Source organism: Roseateles sp. (genome assembly GCF_044373315.1).
Taxonomy (GTDB): domain Bacteria; phylum Pseudomonadota; class Gammaproteobacteria; order Burkholderiales; family Burkholderiaceae_C; genus JACDQM01.
In genome coordinates this window covers 1-17,131 of the sequence record NZ_JBILQK010000078.1, presented here as the reverse complement: position 1 = coordinate 17,131, position 17,131 = coordinate 1, and the positions used below count along the sequence as shown (strand labels likewise).

Genomic DNA, 17,131 nt, shown 5'->3' with positions numbered 1-17,131 from the left:
GTGGGGCGCGCGATGTTTCCCAACGCGCATGACTCGCTGGCCTTCATGGTGCTGATCCTGGCCATTGCGATGTCGGGCTGGGTTCAGTACGCCCGCACGGTGCGTGGTTCGACCATGGTGGAGCGCAACAAGGAATACGTGCAGGCCGCGCGTGTCATCGGCGTCAGTTCCTTCCGCATCATGCGCAAGCATGTGCTGCCCAACGTGCTGGGGCCGGTGCTGGTGCTGGCCACCATCCAGGTGGCCGCGGCCATCATCACTGAAGCCACCTTGTCCTTCCTGGGCGTCGGTGTGCCGCCCACCAGCCCTTCGCTGGGCACGCTGATCCGGGTTGGCAATGACTTCCTGTTTTCCGGCGAATGGTGGATCACCTTGTGGCCCGGCGTCATGCTGGTGCTGATTGCACTGTCCGTCAATCTGCTCGGCGACTGGCTGCGCGATGCCCTGAACCCGCGGCTGCGCTGAGGCGGCTGCTGAAGATCGAGATTGAGCCTCATGACCTCTCCCCTGCTTGAAGTTCGCCACCTGCGCGTCGAATTCCCGACCCGCCACGGCACGCTGCTGGCCCTGGATGACATCAACTTCGAGATCGCCCCAGGCGAAATCCTCGGTGTGGTGGGTGAATCCGGTGCCGGCAAGTCCCTGACGGGTGCCTCCATCATCGGCTTGCTGGATCCCCCGGGACGCATTGCCAGCGGCGAGATACTGCTGGACGGCGAGCGCATCGACAACCTGCCCTATGACGCGATGCGCAAGATCCGTGGTCGCAAGATCGGTGCGATCTTCCAGGATCCGCTGACCTCACTGAACCCGCTGTACACCATCGGGCGGCAACTGACCGAGACCATCACGACCCACCTGGACCTGAGCGAAAGCCAGGCGCGCAAGCGCGCGATTGAACTGCTGGAGCAGACCGGCATTCCGGCGGCCGAGCAACGCATCGACCAGTATCCGCACCAGTTCTCCGGCGGCATGCGCCAGCGCGTGGTGATCGCCCTGGCCTTGGCGGCCAGTCCCAAACTGATCGTGGCGGACGAGCCCACAACGGCGCTGGATGTGTCCATCCAGGCGCAGATCATTTCCTTGCTGAAGAAGATCTGCAAGGAGCAGGGCGCAGCCGTCATGCTGGTGACGCATGACATGGGCGTGATCGCTGAAACCTGCGACCGCGTGGCGGTGATGTATGCCGGCCGTGTGGCCGAGATCGGCCCGGTGCATGACGTCATCCACAAGCCCAGCCATCCCTACACCGCAGGCTTGATGGGTTCGATCCCCGCAATGGACGGGGACCGTGAGCGCCTGCTGCAGATCGATGGCTCGATGCCTCGCCTGAATGCCATTCCGCAGGGCTGCGCCTTCAACCCGCGTTGCCCCAAGGTTCACGAGCGCTGCCGTCAGGAGCGCCCCGATTTGATTGATGCGGGATCGACCCGCGCCGCTTGCTGGCTGTTGGCCGGCCAGCCGCAAGCTCAGAAGGAACAAGCGCTATGAGCCGCCCCCTGGTTGAAGTCAAGGACCTCGCGAAGGTCTTCGATGTCTCGCCGCCCTGGTTGAATCGGGTGATCGAGGGCAAGGGCAAGATGTATGTGCACGCCGTCGATGGCGTCAGCTTCAGCATCGAGAAGGGCAAGACCCTGGCTCTTGTGGGTGAGTCCGGTTGCGGCAAGAGCACGGTGGCGCGCCTGCTGGTGGGCTTGTACAAGCCGACGCGTGGCAGTGTCAGTGTTGATGGCGTGGACACCGCGACCACCCTGGCTGGTGCGGGTGCGAAGGCGCTGCGTCGGCGTATGCAGATGATCTTCCAGGACCCCTATGCCTCGCTGAATCCACGCTGGAAGGTGCAGGACATCGTGGGGGAGCCGCTGCGCGAACACGGCCTGATCAAGGATGACGACGAGATGAAGGTGCGCGTCGGCGAACTGCTGCAGTCGGTGGGCCTGTCGCCCGCGGACCGCGAGAAGTTCCCGCACCAGTTCTCGGGCGGTCAGCGCCAGCGCATCTCGATCGCACGCGCCCTGGCGACCGAGCCTGAATTCCTGGTCTGCGACGAGCCGACCTCGGCGCTGGACGTTTCGGTGCAGGCTCAGGTCCTGAACATCATGAAGGACCTGCAACGCACGCAGGGCCTGACCTATCTGTTCATCTCGCACAACCTGGCCGTGGTGCGCCATGTGGCTGACAAGGTCGGCGTGATGTACCTGGGGCGCCTGGTCGAACTGGCCGACAAGGCCGACCTCTTCAGCCATCCGCGACATCCCTACACACGCATGCTGCTGGATGCGATCCCCGACATCCACATGACGGGTCGCGCCCGTACGCCGGTGCAAGGCGAAGTGCCCAATCCGCTCAACCCGCCGAGCGGTTGCAGCTTTCACCCGCGCTGCCCGCATGCCAATGATCGTTGCAAGGCGGAGCGCCCACCGCTGCAGCAGTTTCAGGGCATCCAGGTGGCCTGCCACGCCGTGGCAGAGGGTCGCATCTAAAGCTGTCCGCTCACGGGCGCTGAGCGGTCGGGCTGCTGGCGCTGCCGGCTGGCTTGGCGGCAGCGTCCTTGGGCAGGGTCAGCGGGCCTTTCTGGCCGCAGGCGCTCAGCATTGCGGTCAGCATCAGCCCCAGGGCGACACGGCGGCTCAGCCTTGCCCTTGTTCCCGGGGCGGCCTTGGTGGGGCCGCATACACTTCTGGCTTGTGTGTTTTCCATCCCCGGAAGTTTATCGGCCATGACCGCTCCTGCCGCAACGCCCCTCAATGATGCCGACTATCTGGCGCGCGTCCATGCGACGCTGGCGCATGTCGAGGCGCAGGTGGATGCCTGGCTGGATGCCGACGTGATCGACATCGATACGCATCGAACTGGCGGCTTGCTGGAGTTGGCCTTGCCGAACGGCAGCAAGATCGTGCTCAACGCCCAGCCGCCCTTGCAGGAGTTGTGGATGGCCGCCCGCGCAGGCGGCTTCCATTTCCGCTTTGTCGAAGGCCAGTGGCTGGAGCGGGAAGGGCGGGAGTTCTTCGCTCTGCTGTCCAAGCTGGCCAGTGAGCAGGCCGGAAAGCCCTTGCGTTTCGCGGCTTCCTGATCGGCCGGGCGGAGAGCGAGAGCAGCGGCGCTCAAGCGCCGTTGGGCTTCAGCGCTTGAAGAGGTCGAGGATGCCCTTCTTCTCGTCCTCGCTCGCGTTCTGGGGCACCGACGCTGCATCGTCGTTCAGTTTGCGAACGCCATCGTTGCCGGTGTATTCGTCGTAGTACCAGTCGTTGCCTCGGCGCACGATGCCTTCGGGGGGCTCGTACTCGCTCACCGCGGTGTTGCGCAGCGCGTGACGCATGAACTCGATCCACACGGGCAGCGATAGACCGCCGCCGGTTTCGCGGCTGCCCAGCTTGCGCGGCTGGTCGTAGCCGATCCACACCACCGCCACCATCTCGCGCTGATAGCCCGCGAACCAGGCGTCCATCGAGTCGTTCGTGGTGCCGGTCTTGCCATACAGATCCGGGCGCTTGAGCTGCGCCTGCGCCTTGGCGGCGGTGCCGCTGCGCGTGACTTCCTGCAGCAGGCTGTTCATCAGGAAGGCGTTGCGAGCCTCGATGACACGCTGGCTTTCGTCGATCTGCACCGGCGCGGCCTGGTAGAGCACGCGGCCCTGGTTGTCGGTGACTCGCGAGATGAGGCGTGGCATGACCTGGTAGCCGCCATTGGCAAACACCGAGTAGGCCTGCGCCATCTGCATCGGGGTGACCGAACCTGCACCCAGTGCCATCGTCAGGTAGGGCGGGTGCTTCTCCGCTTCGAATCCGAAGCGTGAAATCCAGCCCTGGGCGAAGTCGGTGCCGACCGCTTGCAGCACCCGGATCGAGACCATGTTCTTCGACTTGGCCAGGGCGGTGCGCAGCGGCATGGGGCCTTCGAAAGTGCCGTCGTAGTTCTTTGGCTCCCAAGGCTGACTGCCCGTGGTCGCGGCGCTGAAGAACAAGGGCGCATCGTTGACCACCGTCGTCGGTGAGAAGCCGCGCTCCAGTGCGGCCGAGTAGATGAAGGGCTTGAAGCTCGAACCTGGCTGGCGCCACGCCTGAGTGACGTGGTTGAACTTGTTCTTTGCGAAATCGAATCCGCCGACCATGGCGCGCAGTTCACCGTTGCGGGGGTCGATCGCAACAAAAGCGCCTTCGACCTCGGGCAGCTGGGTCAGTGTCCAGGCATCCTTGCTGACTTCCTTGCCGGCTTCGCGGACCGTTCGGGTGGTCTTCAGTACCCGCACGACGGCACCGCGGCGGATCTGGATCTTTGGGTTGCCGCGCTCTGCCAGCCCGGACGCGACCGGTTTCAGGCCGTCGCCCACAATGCTTGCGGTCTCGCCGCTCTGCAGGGCGACGACGACTTTCTTGGCATCAGCTTCCAACACCACGGCGGCCAGGAGTTCGTCGTTGGCAGGGTGGTCGGCCAGTGCTTCGGCGATGCGGGCATCCAGGGCCTTGGGGTCCTTGGGCAGGTCGACATAGGCTTCCGGCCCGCGGTAGAACTGGCGCTGCTCGTAGTCCATCAGGCCGCGGCGCAAAGCGCGGTAGGCCACGTTCTGCTCATCGGCGCGCACGGTCAGATAGACATGCAGTCCCCGCGTGTAGGCTTCGTCACCATACTGCGTGAAGATCAGTTGCCTCGCCGCTTCGGCCAGAAACTCGGCATGGGACGAGTTCTCGCTGACTCGCCGATAGCGCAGCACCTCGGCCTTGGCCACCTCGTGCTGTTCTTCGGTGATGTAGCCGTTGTCGAGCATGCGGTCGATGATGTACTGCTGACGCAGATTCGCCCGGCGCGGGTTGTTGATCGGGTTGTAGGCAGAGGGCGCCTTTGGCAGGCCGGCCAACATGGCAGCCTCAGCGATGGAGATGTCCTTGAGCGGTTTGCCGAAATAGATTTCGCTGGCCGCGGCGAAGCCGTAGGCGCGGTGCCCCAGAAAGATCTGGTTCATGTAGATCTCGAGGATCTTGCGCTTGGGCAGCGCGTTCTCGATCTTCAGGGCCAGCAGGATCTCGTAGATCTTCCGCGTCAGCGTCTTCTCGGTGGACAGGTAGAAGTTGCGTGCGACCTGCATGGTGATGGTCGAGGCCCCCTGGCTGCGCGATTCCGCCACATTCGCCAGGCCGGCGCGAATCACACCCAGGTAGTCAACGCCGCCATGCTGATAGAAGCGCGCATCCTCGATGGCAAGCACTGCGTCCTGCATGACCGGTGGAATCTTGTCGATGGTCAGATAGTTGCGGCGCTCCTCGCCGAACTCGCCCAGCAGAACCCCCTCGCTGGAGAGGATGCGCATCGGCAGTTTGGGTCGGTAGTCGGTCAGGCCGCTGATGTCCGGCAGATTCGGGTAGGCCATGGCCAGCGCCAAGCCGACCAACAGCGCTACGCTCAGCGCGCCGGCGGCGCACAGTCCCAGTAGCCACGCCAATGCGCGTTGCAGATGGCTGGCTGCGGACCGACTGTGGGCAGGCTTGGCATCGGGTTTCTCAGATCCCTGTGGGGACTTCTTCTTGGCGTCGCTCATGGGCCTCCGATTGGGGTGAGCGGATTATAGGAAGTCGCCTGACTGTCGCCTGAGTTGGGCTCAAGGCTGGATTGCCCCCGTTTTTCAGCGCTTTGCGGGCCTGGTATGCGTGTATGTTTCGCAACGTGGTGTTACCTGCTGTGACCGGTTTTCCTTTGGCTGTCAAAGGCTTTGCTGCTAGCATTCAAGTAACTTATTAATAGTCCGGCGCCTTGAAACGCGCGTTGGGGGATTCGCGTCATGGGAATACTTGACGTACTGCTGGGTCGCAAGCATCCGCCCATGATTGGCCTGGATATCAGTTCATCCAGTGTCAAGTTGGTGGAGCTGAGTCAATCCAAGAATGGCGAGATGGTGCTCGAGCGCTTCGCAATGGAGTCGTTCGAAAAGGGCTGGATCAACGACGGGCAGATCGAGAAGTTCGACGAAGTTGCGGATGCCGTCCGGCGCTGTGTAGCCCGCAGCGGCGCGCGCACACGGGATGCGGTGGTTGCCATGCCGCAATCTGCGGTGATCACCAAGCGCATCATGCTGCCCGCCGGGCTGCGTGATGAAGAACTCGAGATCCAGGTCGAGGCCGAGGCGAATCAGTACATCCCTTTCTCGCTTGACGAGGTGAGCCTGGACTTCTGTGTGATCGGACCCAGCCCGACTTCGGTGGGGGATGTGGAAGTGCTGATTGCCGCATCCCGCAAGGACCGCGTTCAGGACCGCCAAGGCTTGGCCGAGGCGGCTGGCCTGCATCCCGTGGTGCTGGACATCGAATCGCATGCATCGCGCCTGGCGATGGGCCGTTTGATCGGCAATCTGCCCAATGAGGGCAAGGATGCGCTGGTCGCTTTGTTCGAAATTGGTGCCGACACTACCAGCCTGAAGGTCCTGCGCGACGACGAGATGCTGTATGACCGAGATCAGGCGTTTGGTGGATCGCAGCTGACGCAGTTGATCTCTAGGCAGTACGGCTTCAGCTTCGAAGAGGCCGAGCAGAAGAAGCTGGCCAATGATCTGCCTGAGGACTACGAGACGGTGGTGCTGAATCCCTTTGTCGACAGTCTTTCGCAGGAAATCGGCCGCGCCTTGCAGTATTTCTTCACCAGCACACCGCACCACAAGGTGCACTATGTGATGCTGGCTGGCGGGACGGCGACCTTGCCGGGGCTCAAGGAGCGCGTCACCGAACTCACGGGTTTTGCCTGCATGGTGGTCAACCCCTTCGAGAACATGACTCTGGGCTCGGCGGTTCGCGAGCCCAAGCTCAGGCGTGAGGCGCCGGCCTATCTGACCGCCTGTGGTCTGGCCATGCGGAGGTTCTTCCAGTGATTCTGATCAACCTCCTGCCCCATCGGGAAGAGAAGCGCAAGCGTCGCAAGCAGGCGTTCTTCGTCGGTGTCGCCATGTCTGCGCTGGTCGGCGCCGGCTTGGTGGGTGCCGCGTACATGACGCTTGAGCACCTGACCACCGAGCAGCGCTCTCGCAATGACTTCCTCGGCCTTGAGATCGGGCGCCTGGAGGCGCAGATCAAGGACATTGCCAATCTGCGCTCCGAGATCGAGGCCCTGAAGTCTCGCCAGCGTGCTGTCGAGGATCTGCAGACAGACCGCAACACACCGGTCCTGCTCCTGAACGAACTGGCACGCCACACGCCTGAAGGCGTCTATCTGACCAGCATCAGGCAAGCCGACAAGGTGGTGACCGTGACGGGTATCGCGCAGACGCAGGAGCGTGTCTCCGAGTTCCTGCGCAATGCCTCGCGCAGCTCGGAATGGCTGGATCGCCCCGATCTGGTCGAGATCAAGCTTGCCAATCTGACGACCAGCGGCCGCGACCAGAAGCGGCTGTTCGAGTTTTCCGCCAAGGTGTCGATCAAGACGCCGCAGCGCGAAGCCCCGGCCAGTGCGCCGGCCGGCAGAAAGGTCTGAAGCAGCCATGGCGAGCAAGTCTCTAGTGATCAAATTTGATCTGAACGCCTGGTTCGAGGGTGTAGCCGATCAGTTCCGTGGGCTGAACCCCAATGAGCCGGGCCAGTGGCCCCTGTTGCCCAAGCTGGCCGCTTTCAGCGCTGTCGCGGTACTGGTGATGGTGCTTGGCTGGTTGTTGCTGCTTTCCGATGTGCAAGCTGGGCTCGACGCGGAGCGCGAGAAGGAGCCGAGGCTCAAGGAAGACTATCGGCTCAAGCTGGCGCAGGCCGTCAACCTGCCCGAATTGCGCAAGCAGAAGAGCCAGGTCGAGGAGTACGTCACCCAGCTCGAGAAGCAACTGCCCGGCAAGGCTGAGATGGATGCCTTGCTGTCCGACATCAACCAGGCCGGTCTGGGGCGCGGACTCCAGTTCGAGCTCTTCCGCCCCGGTCAGGTGGTGGTCAAGGACTACTACGCCGAGTTGCCGATCGCGCTGCGGGTGACGGGCCGGTATCACGATGTCGGCTCGTTCGCCGCAGACGTGTCAAATCTGTCGCGTATCGTGACCCTGCACAACATCGTTGTGGTTGCCCCCACAGGCAAGGATGCAGCCACCGGCGCACTCAGCATGGAAGCTACGGCTCGGACCTACCGCTATCTGGACGCCAACGAAGTCGCCGAGCAAAAGGCGGCGGCCGCCAAGGCTGCCAACAAGACCGGAGCGAAGAAGTGATGCGCGCGCCGATTCTGTTCAAGCGCAGGGCATCGCCCCTGCTGCTCGCGCTGCTGGTTCTGGGCTTGAGCGGCTGCGCTGCCGATCTTGACGAGCTTCAGCAATGGATGGAGCAGGAACGCAAGCAGGCCAGGCCGACGGCCCAGCCCCTGGTTCCGCCCAAGAAATTCCTGCCGCAGGCCTACGAGGCAGGTGCCGGCGTCGAGCCCTTCAGCCCTCAGAAGCTGAGCGTGGCGATCAAGCAGGAAGCCACCCAGCCCAACTCCCTGCTCACCGCAGAAATGAGCCGCCGGCGCGAGCCGCTGGAGGCCTTTCCGCTCGACAGCATGTCGATGGTCGGCAGCCTGACCCGCCAAGGCAAGCGCTTTGCGCTGCTGCGGGTGGACAACCTGCTGCATCAGGTCAAGGCGGGTGATTACCTGGGCCAGAACTTTGGCCGGGTGACCCAGATCAGCGAGACCGAGATCAGTTTGCGAGAAGTCGTCCAGGACGCTGCGGGCGAATGGATTGAACGCACCAGTACCCTCCAGCTGCAGGAGAAGGGACGATGAAACATACCCAGGAGATTTCGCGGATGAGCCACTGGCGCGCCTTGGCATGGGCCTTCGGCCTTGGAATTGTTTGCTCCGCTTCCGCGCTGGCGCAGAACAACAGCATCCGCTCCATCAACAGCGTCCAGCAGGCGGGCGCTGAAGTCGTTCGCATCGAGCTCAGCGAGTCGCTGACCGAAGTGCCGCGTGGCTTCACGGTTCAGACACCACCGCGCATCGCCATTGATCTGCCCGGCATCAGCAACGCCATGGGTCGCAGTCTGGTGGAGATCAACCAGGGCAATCTGCGCTCAGCCAATGTGGCCCAGGCGGGCGAGCGGACTCGCCTGGTGCTGAACCTGCGTGCGCCTTCGGGCTACCGTGCCGAACTGCAGGACAAGGCCCTGGTTCTGGTGCTGGAGTCCGCACCTGCTCCTTCAGCAGCGGCAGCCGCTGCCAGCGAGCCCTTGCACTTTGCGCAGAGCCTGAACCGCACGCCGCAGGCACTGCAAGACATTGACTTCCGTCGCGGTCAGGATGGCACCGGTCGGGTGATCGTCAACCTGCCGAGCAATCAGGTGGGTGTGGACATCCAGCAGCAGGGCCAGGCCCTGGTGGTCGAGTTCCTGCGCTCCAGCGTACCGGAGCAACTGCGTCGCCGCCTCGATGTGACGGATTTCGGAACCCCGGTGCAGACCATCTCCACCTCGCAGAACGGTGACCGCGTGCGCATGGTCGTCGAGCCCAAGGGCAATTGGGAGCACAGCGCCTATCAAAGCGACAACCAGTTCGTGCTGGAGGTGCGCCCGCAGAAGGTCGATCCGAACAAGCTCACGCAAGGCCCGGGATTTGCTGGCGACAAGCTGTCGCTGAACTTCCAGAACATCGAAGTGCGCGCCCTGCTGCAGGTCATCGCCGACTTCACCAACTTCAACGTCGTGACCAGTGACACCGTTACCGGCAATGTCACGCTGCGTCTGAAGGATGTGCCCTGGGATCAGGCGCTGGACATCATCATGCAGGCCAAGGGCCTGGGCCTTCGCAAGAACGGCAACGTGCTGTGGATTGCGCCCAAGGACGAACTCGCCGCCAAGGAGAAGATGGATCTGGAGGCCAAGGCCCAGATTGCCCAGCTGGAGCCTGTGCGCACACAGTCCTTCCAGCTGAACTACACCAAGGCCGAGGAAGTGGCCAAGGGCTTGAGCGGACAATCCAGCGGCCAGAGCGGTGGCGGCGGCGCCGGGCAGGGCAGCGCCCGCATTCTGTCGACCCGCGGCAGCGTCATCTTTGAAACCCGTACCAACCAGCTCTTCGTGACCGACATCCCGGCCAAGCTCGAAGAGATCCAGGCCATGATCGCGAAGATCGACATCCCGGTTCGCCAGGTGCTGATCGAGGCGCGCATCGTCGAGGCTGATGACAAGTTCGGCCGCGCCCTGGGCGTCAAGCTCGGTTCGCAGGACCTGCGCGGTCTGCAAGGCGGCATTCCGGGCTACAACGTTGGCGGCAACAGCTATGTGACGATTGGCGGCAACCAGACGGCGGTCGGCGCGCAGACCAATCAAGGCCCGGCGCAGAGCTTCTCCAACAGCAACTTCGTCAACCTGCCGGCCAACACGTCGTCGGACAGTTTCGGTGGTGCCAATGCGGCATCCTTCGCGCTGTCTCTGTTCAGCGCTGGCGCCAACCGCTTCCTGAATCTGGAGCTTTCCGCACTGGAGGCCGATGGCAAGGGCAAGATCGTCTCCAGCCCGCGCGTGATTACCGCCGACCAGGTCAAGGCCTTGATCGAACAGGGCGAGGAATTGCCGTATCAGGTCGCGACGTCCAGTGGCGCCACCTCGATCCAGTTCAAGAAGGCGGTGCTGAAGCTTGAAGTCACGCCGCAGATCACGCCGGAAGGCAATGTGATTCTGGACGTCGACGTCAACAAGGACAGCCGCGGCACGCTGACGCCGCAGGGCTATGCCATCAACAACAAGCATGTCAAGACGCAGGTGCTGGTCGAGAACGGCGGCACCGTCGTAATCGGCGGCATCTACACGCAGGACGAGCGCGAAGACATCTCCAAGGTGCCCTTGCTGGGCGATGTGCCGATCATGGGCAATCTCTTCAAGAACAAGGCTCGGATCTCGACCAAGACCGAACTGTTGATTTTTCTCACCCCCAAGGTGGTCAGTGATCGCGTGACGGTCCGCTGATCAAGGGAGGTGCACGCACCGGAAAACCGGGTGTGCAAAGCAGGAGTCAGATGAAATGAATAAAGTTTTTGCGATGAAGTCCGCGTCGCTGCGCGCCGTGGCGGGGTTCGTCCTGGTGGCGATGCTGAGCGCCTGCGGTGGCGGCGGCGGTTCTGCAGGTGACCCGCTGGTGGGTGGTGGTGGCGGATCGACCGGTGGCGGCACTGGCGGTGGCGGCTCAACCGTGACCGATGCGGCCACGGTGGCTGTGGCGCTGTCCTCGACCACGGTGACGGCCGGCGCGCCGGCAACCGTCACCGCGACCGTCAAGAACAAGGCAGGCTCGGCCATTCCCGGCCTGGTCGTGAAGTTCACAACCGATGGAGGCCTCGGCGCCTTCAGTGCCGCCTCTGCCTTGACTGACGCCAATGGCGTGGCTTCCGTGGTGCTGTCGCCCGCGCAGTCGACAACCGCCGGTGCGGACATGGTCAAGGCGACTGTCAGCTACCTCGAGAAGGAATACTCGGCCAAGACCGGCTTCCAGCTGACGGCCACCAATGTGACGATCTCGTCCTTCACTTCGGATGTGGCGAACCTGTCGGCCTATGGCCAGGCCAATCTGACCGTGGCGCTTGCTGGCACCAGCGCGAACAGCGCAGTGAGCATCTCCATCACCTCCTCATGCACGACATCGGGCAAGGGCACGATCACGCCCGCCAGCCAGACGACCACGACGGGCCGCGCGACCTTCACCTTCCGTGATGGCGGTTGCGGCGCGGTGGCGAGCTCCGAGAACCTGCAGATTTCGGTGGCGGGTACGACCTTGACGCAGTCGCTGACGCTGCCGGTCAGCTCCCCGCAGGCATCGAGCATCGGTTTCGTGTCGGCCAGCCCGTCGAACATCTACCTGCGTGGATCCGGCTTGGTCGAGAACTCCAACGTCATCTTCCAGGTCAAAGATGCCAACAACAACGGCCTGCCCGGCCAGAGCGTCGTGCTGGAGCCGACCGTGCTGGTCGGTGGGCTGACGCTGGACGGTGGTAGCACCTCGGTTAGCAAGATCACCGACAGCGAAGGCAAGGTGATCGTCCGCGTCAATTCGGGCACGGTGCCGACGCCTGTCCGCATCAAGGCAACGCTGCAGGGCAGCAGCATCTCCACGGTTTCGAGTGTGCTGGCCGTGGCAGTCGGCCTGCCTTCGCAGCTTAATTTCTCGATGGCACAGGGCACGATCAATATCGAGGGCTACAACCTCCAGGGCACGCCGAACACCTACACCGTGGTCGCGTCGGATCGTCTGGGCAACCCGGTGCCGGATGGCACGGCCATCAACTTCGTCACTGAGGGTGGTCAGATCCAGGCCATCAAGCAGACAGCCACTTCCGACAAAGGCATCGCCTCAACCACCGCCAACTTCGTGACCGCCGACCCGGTGCCCACTGATGGCCGCGTCACGGTGGTGGCCTATGCCTTGGGCGAGAAGTCCTTCCTGGACCTCAATGGCAACAACACTTATGACGATGGCGAACTGTTCCAGGACCTGGGCGACATCTTCCTGGACCGCAAGTTCGACAACTTCTACTTCAGTGCCGAAGATCAGTTCATCTCGGGCACCACTGGGGATGGCACCAAGGAATGTCTGGCTTCGCCGTCGGCCTTGCTGGCGACTGGGGTCAGCATCCCCTCGCGCCCCGGTACCTGCAGCCAGACCTGGGCCCGCAGTGCCAAGCCGATCTATGTGCGCCGTGCGGTGCAGACCATCTTCTCGACCTCATCGGCTCGCCCGCTGTGGGGTACGGCCTGGCATCCCAATGCCGTCGGCCAGTCGGGCAGTTGCACGGCGCCGCTCAATCTGACGACGCACTACGTCAACGATGTGGCGCAGAAGACTGACTACCGCCTCTTTGGGGTAGCTGGTCTGTACGGTGTGAGTACCGCGGATGTCCTCACTTTTACCGTGGCTGACGCGAATCCAGTGGCATACAACCCGGTCGCAGCGGGAACGGTGATCACCGCAGCCGCCACTTCCGGCTTGGCAGTGACTGTGTTGGGTGGCACACCCGTGCCGAGCACCTCGACCCCGACCGGTGCAGCCGTGAGCTACAAGTTTGATGATGTGACCAGCTCTGGCACCATCTCGATCAGCTTCAAGGCGCCGAGCGGTTTGGTGTCGACGTACTCGCAGTTTCTGAGCAAGAACCCTGCTCCGACGGGCTTCTCGGCCTGCACCAACTGATGAAAGTTGCCCTTGTCGGCATGCCCGGCAGTGGCAAATCAACAGTGGGTGCACAACTGGCCCGCCAGCTCGGAGTCCCATGCCTGGACTCCGACGCCGAGATCGAGAAGCAGCTGGGTGAGAGCATCCGCAGCTTCTTCGATCGCGAGGGCGAGGCGGCATTCCGTGCCGTCGAGGCTTCGGTCATCCGGGAGCTGGTCGGCGGTGACCGGGAGATCGTGCTGGCCACGGGAGGTGGAGCGGTTCTTCGTGAGGAGAACCGGCGCGCCTTGCATGACGGAGCCATCGTGCTCTACCTGCGCTCATCACCAGATGAGTTGTTCCGTCGTCTGCGTTACGACACCAAGCGCCCCTTGCTGCAGGTACGTGATCCGCTGAAGAAGCTGCGTGAGCTCTATGCCCAGCGTGACCCGCTGTACCGCGAGGCCGCCCATTACGTGATGGAAACCGGGCGCCCCTCGGTGCATGCCCTGGTCAATATGGTGCTGATGCAGCTGGAGCTGGCCGGCCTAGTCAGTCCTGATCGCGTCGCGGCCACCGTGGGCGCTGAGAAGCGGCTCTGACGCGCCACAGGCGGACGGGGCCACGCCCGTACACTTGCGGCCATGAATCGCATCACGGTCCCCATTGCGCTGGATGAGCGCAGCTACGACATCTACATCGGTTCCGGCCTGGTGGCCGACTCACTCAGCTGGCAAGGCCTGCCGCGCGCCGCAGCGGCCGTGATCGTCACCAACGATGCGGTGGCCCCGCTCTATCTGGAAGCCTTGCGCAGCCAGCTGCTGCCGCACTACGGGCGCGTCGATGCCGTGGTCTTGAGCGACGGCGAGCAACACAAGGACTGGGCCTCGCTGAACCAGATCTGCGACCACCTGCTGGCCCAGGGCTGCGACCGCAAGACCGTGCTGTTCGCACTCGGTGGCGGCGTGATCGGCGACATGACCGGCTTTGCCGCCGCGATCTATATGCGCGGCGTGCCCTTCGTGCAGGTGCCGACCACGCTGCTGTCGCAGGTGGATTCCTCGGTGGGCGGCAAGACCGCGATCAACCACCCGCTGGGCAAGAACATGATCGGCGCCTTCTACCAGCCGGTGCGGGTGATCGCCGATCTGGACACGCTGGACACGCTGCCGCAGCGCGAGCTGTCAGCCGGACTGGCCGAGGTGATCAAGTACGGCCCCATCGCGGATGCCGAGTTCCTGAGCTGGATCGAGCTCAATGTCGACGCGCTGATGGCACGCGACAAGGCGGCACTGGCCCACGCCGTGCAACGCAGCTGCGAGATCAAGGCCTGGGTGGTGGGGCAGGATGAACGCGAGCAGGGGCTGCGCGCCATCCTGAACTTCGGCCACACCTTCGGCCATGCGATCGAGACCGGCCTGGGCTACGGCGAGTGGCTGCATGGCGAAGCGGTGGGCTGCGGCATGGTGCTGGCCGCCGATCTGTCGGCGCGCGCCGGGCTGATGCCGGCAGATTTTGTTGAGCGCATGCAGCGCATCGTTGAGCGGGCCGGATTGCCGACCGTCGCACCGAAGCTGGGGCTGGAGCGCTATCTGCAGCTGATGCGGGTGGACAAGAAGTCCGAGGGTGGGGCGATCCGCTTCGTGTTGATCGAGGCGCTGGGCCGCGCCGGCATGCACAGCGTGGACGATGCGCTGGTGGCCCAGGTGCTTGAAGCGCACTGCGGCTGAGCGCGACATGACCCGGGCCGCCTGCGCTGCCGATCCCGCCAAGAGCCGCGGCCGCCGCCATCCTGAGCCGTCCGCACCGACGCGCAGCGAATACCAGCGCGACCGCGACCGGATCGTGCACAGCAGCGCCTTTCGGCGCCTGGTCTACAAGACCCAGGTGTTCCTGAATCACGAGGGCGACCTGTTCCGCACGCGGCTGACGCATTCGCTGGAAGTCGCGCAGCTGGGCCGCTCGATCGGCCGCAGCCTGGGTCTGGACGAGGACCTGATCGAGACCATTGCGCTGGCGCATGATCTGGGCCACACGCCCTTCGGCCATGCCGGGCAGGACGTGCTGGACGAATGCATGAAGGCCCATGGCGGCTTCGAGCACAACCTGCAGTCGCTGCGCGTGGTCGACAAGCTGGAGCTGCGCTACCCGGACTTCGACGGGCTCAACCTGAGCTTCGAGAGCCGCGAGGGCATCCTCAAGCACTGCAGCCGCCGCAACGCCGAGTTGCTGGAGGCGCAGGAGCCCGGTGGCGTGGCCTGGCGTTTTCTCAACGGCCAGCAGCCAAGCCTGGAAGCACAGCTGTGCAATCTGGCGGATGAGGTGGCTTACAACGCCCATGACATTGACGATGGCGTGCGCTCCGGCCTGTTGACGCTGGAGCAGCTGGAGGCCGTGCCGCTGGTGCAGCGCTATCTGCGCAGCACGCTGGCGGATCACCCTCAGCTCACGGGCAAGCGCCTGCTGTTCGAGACGATTCGCCGCATGTTGTCCGACCAGGTCTACGACATCATCGACACCACCCGCGCCGCCTTGAACGAGCTGCAACCGCCAGATATCGATGCGGTGCGGCGCGCGCCGCCGCTGCTGCACTTCAGTGCACCGATGCGCACCCAGAGCAGCGAGCTCAAGCGCTTCCTGTTCGCCAGCCTCTACCGCCATCCGCAGGTGCAGGGCAAGCGTGCCTGTGCCGAGCAGATCCTGCGCGAGTTGTTCGAGATCTATATGAACGACCCGCAGCGCCTGCCGCCCGACTTTGCCGACAGCGCCAACCATGCGCGGGCCTGCGCCGACTACATCGCCGGCATGACCGACCGCTTCGCGATGCGCGAGCATGAGCGGCTGACAGGGCAGCGGCTGCTGGGCTGAGCGCGCCCGGCAGATAATGGGGTCAGACTCGATGAAGGCTGTAACCCCATGGCAAGACTTCCCCGCCTGGCCCAGGCCGGGCTGACCCAGCACCTGATCCACCGCGGCAACAACCGCCAGCCCATCGTGCTGGACGATGAGGACCGCCGCACGTTGCTGGCTGCGCTGCAGGAGTGTGCCGCCACGCACAAGGTGGTCATTCACGCCTATGTGCTGATGGACAACCACCTGCATCTGCTGCTGACACCCAGCACTGACGCGGGCCTGGGCCGCATGATGCAGTCGCTGGGTCGTCGCTATGTGGCCGCCTTCAACCGACGTCATGGCCGCAGCGGCACCTTGTGGGAAGGGCGCTACCGCGCGGCGCCGCTGGAGCCTTCCGTCCACCTGCTGCCCGCAATGCGCTGCATCGAGCTCAACCCGGTGCGCGCTGGTTTGGTGCTGGGGCCGTCGGACTACCCCTGGTCCAGCTGCCAGCACCATGTCGGCCAGCGGCGCGACCCGTTGGTCAGCGACCCGGCCGCCTACTGGGCCTTGGGCAACACGCCGTTCGACCGGGAAATGCACTACCGCCGCTGGCTTGAAGAGGGCAGCAGCCCAGCCGAGCAGCAGGCGCTGGTCGATTCCGCGCTGAAGGGCTGGCCGCTGGGCTCGCCGAAATTCCTGGCCGAACTGGCAAAGACGGCGGTCCGCCCGGTCAGCCCGCGCCCGCGCGGACGGCCGCCGGGCGCGACAAAGCCAAGCAACAACGACTCTGTCCCCAAATAATGCTGGGTCATTTGCTGGCTTTTGCCATCAAGGTGTCTGACCCCATTTAATCAAGCTTGTCCGATTTGCTGCACCGCATTAAATTTGCGCCCATTGAAGTTTGATGCGGAGATTGCAATGGCTGCAGCACAAAGCGGACAAGCGGGCGTGGTCGCCAGCGCCGAGGAAATCCAGACCCTGGCCGAACATGGCCTCTACCGTCCCAGCAACGAGAAAGATGCTTGCGGTCTCGGCTTCGTGGCCCATATCAAGGGCAAGAAGGCGCACAACATCGTTCAGCAGGGTCTGAAGATCCTCGAGAACCTGGACCACCGCGGTGCGGTCGGTGCCGACAAGCTGATGGGCGACGGCGCGGGCATCCTGATCCAGGTGCCCGACGAGTTCTACCGCGAGGAAATGGCCAAGCTCGGCGTTGAGCTGCCGC

The 17,131-nt window shown here is 63.8% G+C and carries 17 protein-coding genes; 15 read left to right on the top strand and 2 right to left on the bottom strand.

What is annotated here, in order from left to right; translation table 11 throughout:
* From ACIQ67_RS15560 to ACIQ67_RS15550, 3 genes are all read left to right on the top strand, one after another.
* Positions 1–465: ABC transporter permease (locus tag ACIQ67_RS15560; RefSeq protein ID WP_397535292.1), on the top strand; the 465-nt coding region annotated here is incomplete at its 5' end.
* A 30-nt stretch (positions 466–495) separates the two neighbouring features.
* Positions 496–1,491, top strand: a complete 996-nt coding sequence (locus tag ACIQ67_RS15555; RefSeq protein ID WP_397535291.1) for an ABC transporter ATP-binding protein — start codon at positions 496–498, stop codon at positions 1,489–1,491.
* Complete coding sequence (locus ACIQ67_RS15550; RefSeq protein WP_397535290.1) at positions 1,488–2,483, top strand: ABC transporter ATP-binding protein; 996 nt, start codon at positions 1,488–1,490, stop codon at positions 2,481–2,483. The genes ACIQ67_RS15555 and ACIQ67_RS15550 overlap by 4 nt, the downstream gene beginning before the upstream one ends.
* Before the next feature lie 10 nt (positions 2,484–2,493).
* Here the strand turns inward: ACIQ67_RS15550 and ACIQ67_RS15545 are convergent, their stop codons facing one another.
* Positions 2,494–2,700: a lipoprotein gene (locus ACIQ67_RS15545; RefSeq protein WP_397535293.1), complete on the bottom strand. Its 207-nt coding sequence runs from the start codon at positions 2,698–2,700 to the stop codon at positions 2,494–2,496.
* Between the two features lie 19 nt (positions 2,701–2,719).
* On the opposite strand from ACIQ67_RS15545, the gene cyaY reads away from it, so the two are divergent.
* Complete coding sequence (cyaY, locus tag ACIQ67_RS15540; RefSeq protein WP_397535289.1) at positions 2,720–3,073, top strand: iron donor protein CyaY; 354 nt, start codon at positions 2,720–2,722, stop codon at positions 3,071–3,073.
* Between the two features lie 48 nt (positions 3,074–3,121).
* Here the strand turns inward: cyaY and ACIQ67_RS15535 are convergent, their stop codons facing one another.
* Complete coding sequence (locus ACIQ67_RS15535; protein ID WP_397535288.1) at positions 3,122–5,533, bottom strand: penicillin-binding protein 1A; 2,412 nt, start codon at positions 5,531–5,533, stop codon at positions 3,122–3,124.
* A gap of 240 nt (positions 5,534–5,773) precedes the next feature.
* Here ACIQ67_RS15535 and ACIQ67_RS15530 point away from each other — a divergent pair, with 240 nt between their 5' ends.
* The 11 genes from ACIQ67_RS15530 to ACIQ67_RS15480 form a co-directional block, all read left to right on the top strand.
* The gene (locus ACIQ67_RS15530; protein WP_397535287.1) at positions 5,774–6,853 is read left to right on the top strand and encodes a pilus assembly protein PilM; all 1,080 of its coding nucleotides are present in this window, start codon (positions 5,774–5,776) and stop codon (positions 6,851–6,853) included.
* Positions 6,850–7,452, top strand: a complete 603-nt coding sequence (locus tag ACIQ67_RS15525) for a PilN domain-containing protein (RefSeq protein WP_397535286.1) — start codon at positions 6,850–6,852, stop codon at positions 7,450–7,452. Before ACIQ67_RS15530 ends, ACIQ67_RS15525 begins: the two co-directional genes overlap by 4 nt.
* 7 nt (positions 7,453–7,459) lie before the next feature.
* On the top strand, positions 7,460–8,164 hold the full coding sequence (locus ACIQ67_RS15520) for a type 4a pilus biogenesis protein PilO (RefSeq protein ID WP_397535285.1): 705 nt from the start codon (positions 7,460–7,462) through the stop codon (positions 8,162–8,164).
* Positions 8,164–8,715 (top strand): pilus assembly protein PilP, encoded by a 552-nt coding sequence (locus tag ACIQ67_RS15515; RefSeq protein WP_397535284.1) that lies wholly within the window; start codon positions 8,164–8,166, stop codon positions 8,713–8,715. Before ACIQ67_RS15520 ends, ACIQ67_RS15515 begins: the two co-directional genes overlap by 1 nt.
* Entirely contained in the window at positions 8,712–10,895 is a 2,184-nt protein-coding gene (gene pilQ, locus ACIQ67_RS15510; protein ID WP_397535283.1) for a type IV pilus secretin PilQ, read from the top strand. Before ACIQ67_RS15515 ends, pilQ begins: the two co-directional genes overlap by 4 nt.
* Positions 10,896–10,950: 55 nt before the next feature.
* Positions 10,951–13,110, top strand: a complete 2,160-nt coding sequence (locus tag ACIQ67_RS15505; RefSeq protein WP_397535282.1) for an Ig-like domain-containing protein — start codon at positions 10,951–10,953, stop codon at positions 13,108–13,110.
* Positions 13,110–13,673 (top strand): shikimate kinase, encoded by a 564-nt coding sequence (locus tag ACIQ67_RS15500; protein WP_397535281.1) that lies wholly within the window; start codon positions 13,110–13,112, stop codon positions 13,671–13,673. Before ACIQ67_RS15505 ends, ACIQ67_RS15500 begins: the two co-directional genes overlap by 1 nt.
* A gap of 42 nt (positions 13,674–13,715) precedes the next feature.
* Complete coding sequence (gene aroB / locus ACIQ67_RS15495; RefSeq protein ID WP_397535280.1) at positions 13,716–14,801, top strand: 3-dehydroquinate synthase; 1,086 nt, start codon at positions 13,716–13,718, stop codon at positions 14,799–14,801.
* Positions 14,802–14,808: 7 nt separating this feature from the next.
* A complete protein-coding gene (locus ACIQ67_RS15490) occupies positions 14,809–15,939 on the top strand; it encodes a deoxyguanosinetriphosphate triphosphohydrolase (protein WP_397535279.1) in 1,131 nt (376 codons plus the stop codon).
* A gap of 48 nt (positions 15,940–15,987) precedes the next feature.
* Positions 15,988–16,707: a transposase gene (locus ACIQ67_RS15485; protein WP_397535278.1), complete on the top strand. Its 720-nt coding sequence runs from the start codon at positions 15,988–15,990 to the stop codon at positions 16,705–16,707.
* A gap of 117 nt (positions 16,708–16,824) precedes the next feature.
* On the top strand, positions 16,825–17,131 hold a 307-nt coding region (locus tag ACIQ67_RS15480; RefSeq protein WP_397535277.1), incomplete at its 3' end, for a hypothetical protein.

Excerpts from the sequence above, each read along its gene's own strand:
- pilQ (WP_397535283.1), top strand. The coding sequence starts at position 8,712 with ATGAAACATACCCAGGAGATTTCGCGGATGAGCCACTGGCGCGCCTTG.
- aroB (WP_397535280.1), top strand. The coding sequence starts at position 13,716 with ATGAATCGCATCACGGTCCCCATTGCGCTGGATGAGCGCAGCTACGAC.
- ACIQ67_RS15535 (WP_397535288.1), bottom strand. The coding sequence starts at position 5,533 with ATGAGCGACGCCAAGAAGAAGTCCCCACAGGGATCTGAGAAACCCGAT.
- ACIQ67_RS15550 (WP_397535290.1), top strand. The coding sequence starts at position 1,488 with ATGAGCCGCCCCCTGGTTGAAGTCAAGGACCTCGCGAAGGTCTTCGAT.
- ACIQ67_RS15485 (WP_397535278.1), top strand. The coding sequence starts at position 15,988 with ATGGCAAGACTTCCCCGCCTGGCCCAGGCCGGGCTGACCCAGCACCTG.
- ACIQ67_RS15500 (WP_397535281.1), top strand. The coding sequence starts at position 13,110 with ATGAAAGTTGCCCTTGTCGGCATGCCCGGCAGTGGCAAATCAACAGTG.
- ACIQ67_RS15530 (WP_397535287.1), top strand. The coding sequence starts at position 5,774 with ATGGGAATACTTGACGTACTGCTGGGTCGCAAGCATCCGCCCATGATT.
- ACIQ67_RS15545 (WP_397535293.1), bottom strand. The coding sequence starts at position 2,700 with ATGGAAAACACACAAGCCAGAAGTGTATGCGGCCCCACCAAGGCCGCC.
- ACIQ67_RS15555 (WP_397535291.1), top strand. The coding sequence starts at position 496 with ATGACCTCTCCCCTGCTTGAAGTTCGCCACCTGCGCGTCGAATTCCCG.
- ACIQ67_RS15520 (WP_397535285.1), top strand. The coding sequence starts at position 7,460 with ATGGCGAGCAAGTCTCTAGTGATCAAATTTGATCTGAACGCCTGGTTC.
- ACIQ67_RS15515 (WP_397535284.1), top strand. The coding sequence starts at position 8,164 with ATGCGCGCGCCGATTCTGTTCAAGCGCAGGGCATCGCCCCTGCTGCTC.
- ACIQ67_RS15490 (WP_397535279.1), top strand. The coding sequence starts at position 14,809 with ATGACCCGGGCCGCCTGCGCTGCCGATCCCGCCAAGAGCCGCGGCCGC.
- cyaY (WP_397535289.1), top strand. The coding sequence starts at position 2,720 with ATGACCGCTCCTGCCGCAACGCCCCTCAATGATGCCGACTATCTGGCG.
- ACIQ67_RS15505 (WP_397535282.1), top strand. The coding sequence starts at position 10,951 with ATGAATAAAGTTTTTGCGATGAAGTCCGCGTCGCTGCGCGCCGTGGCG.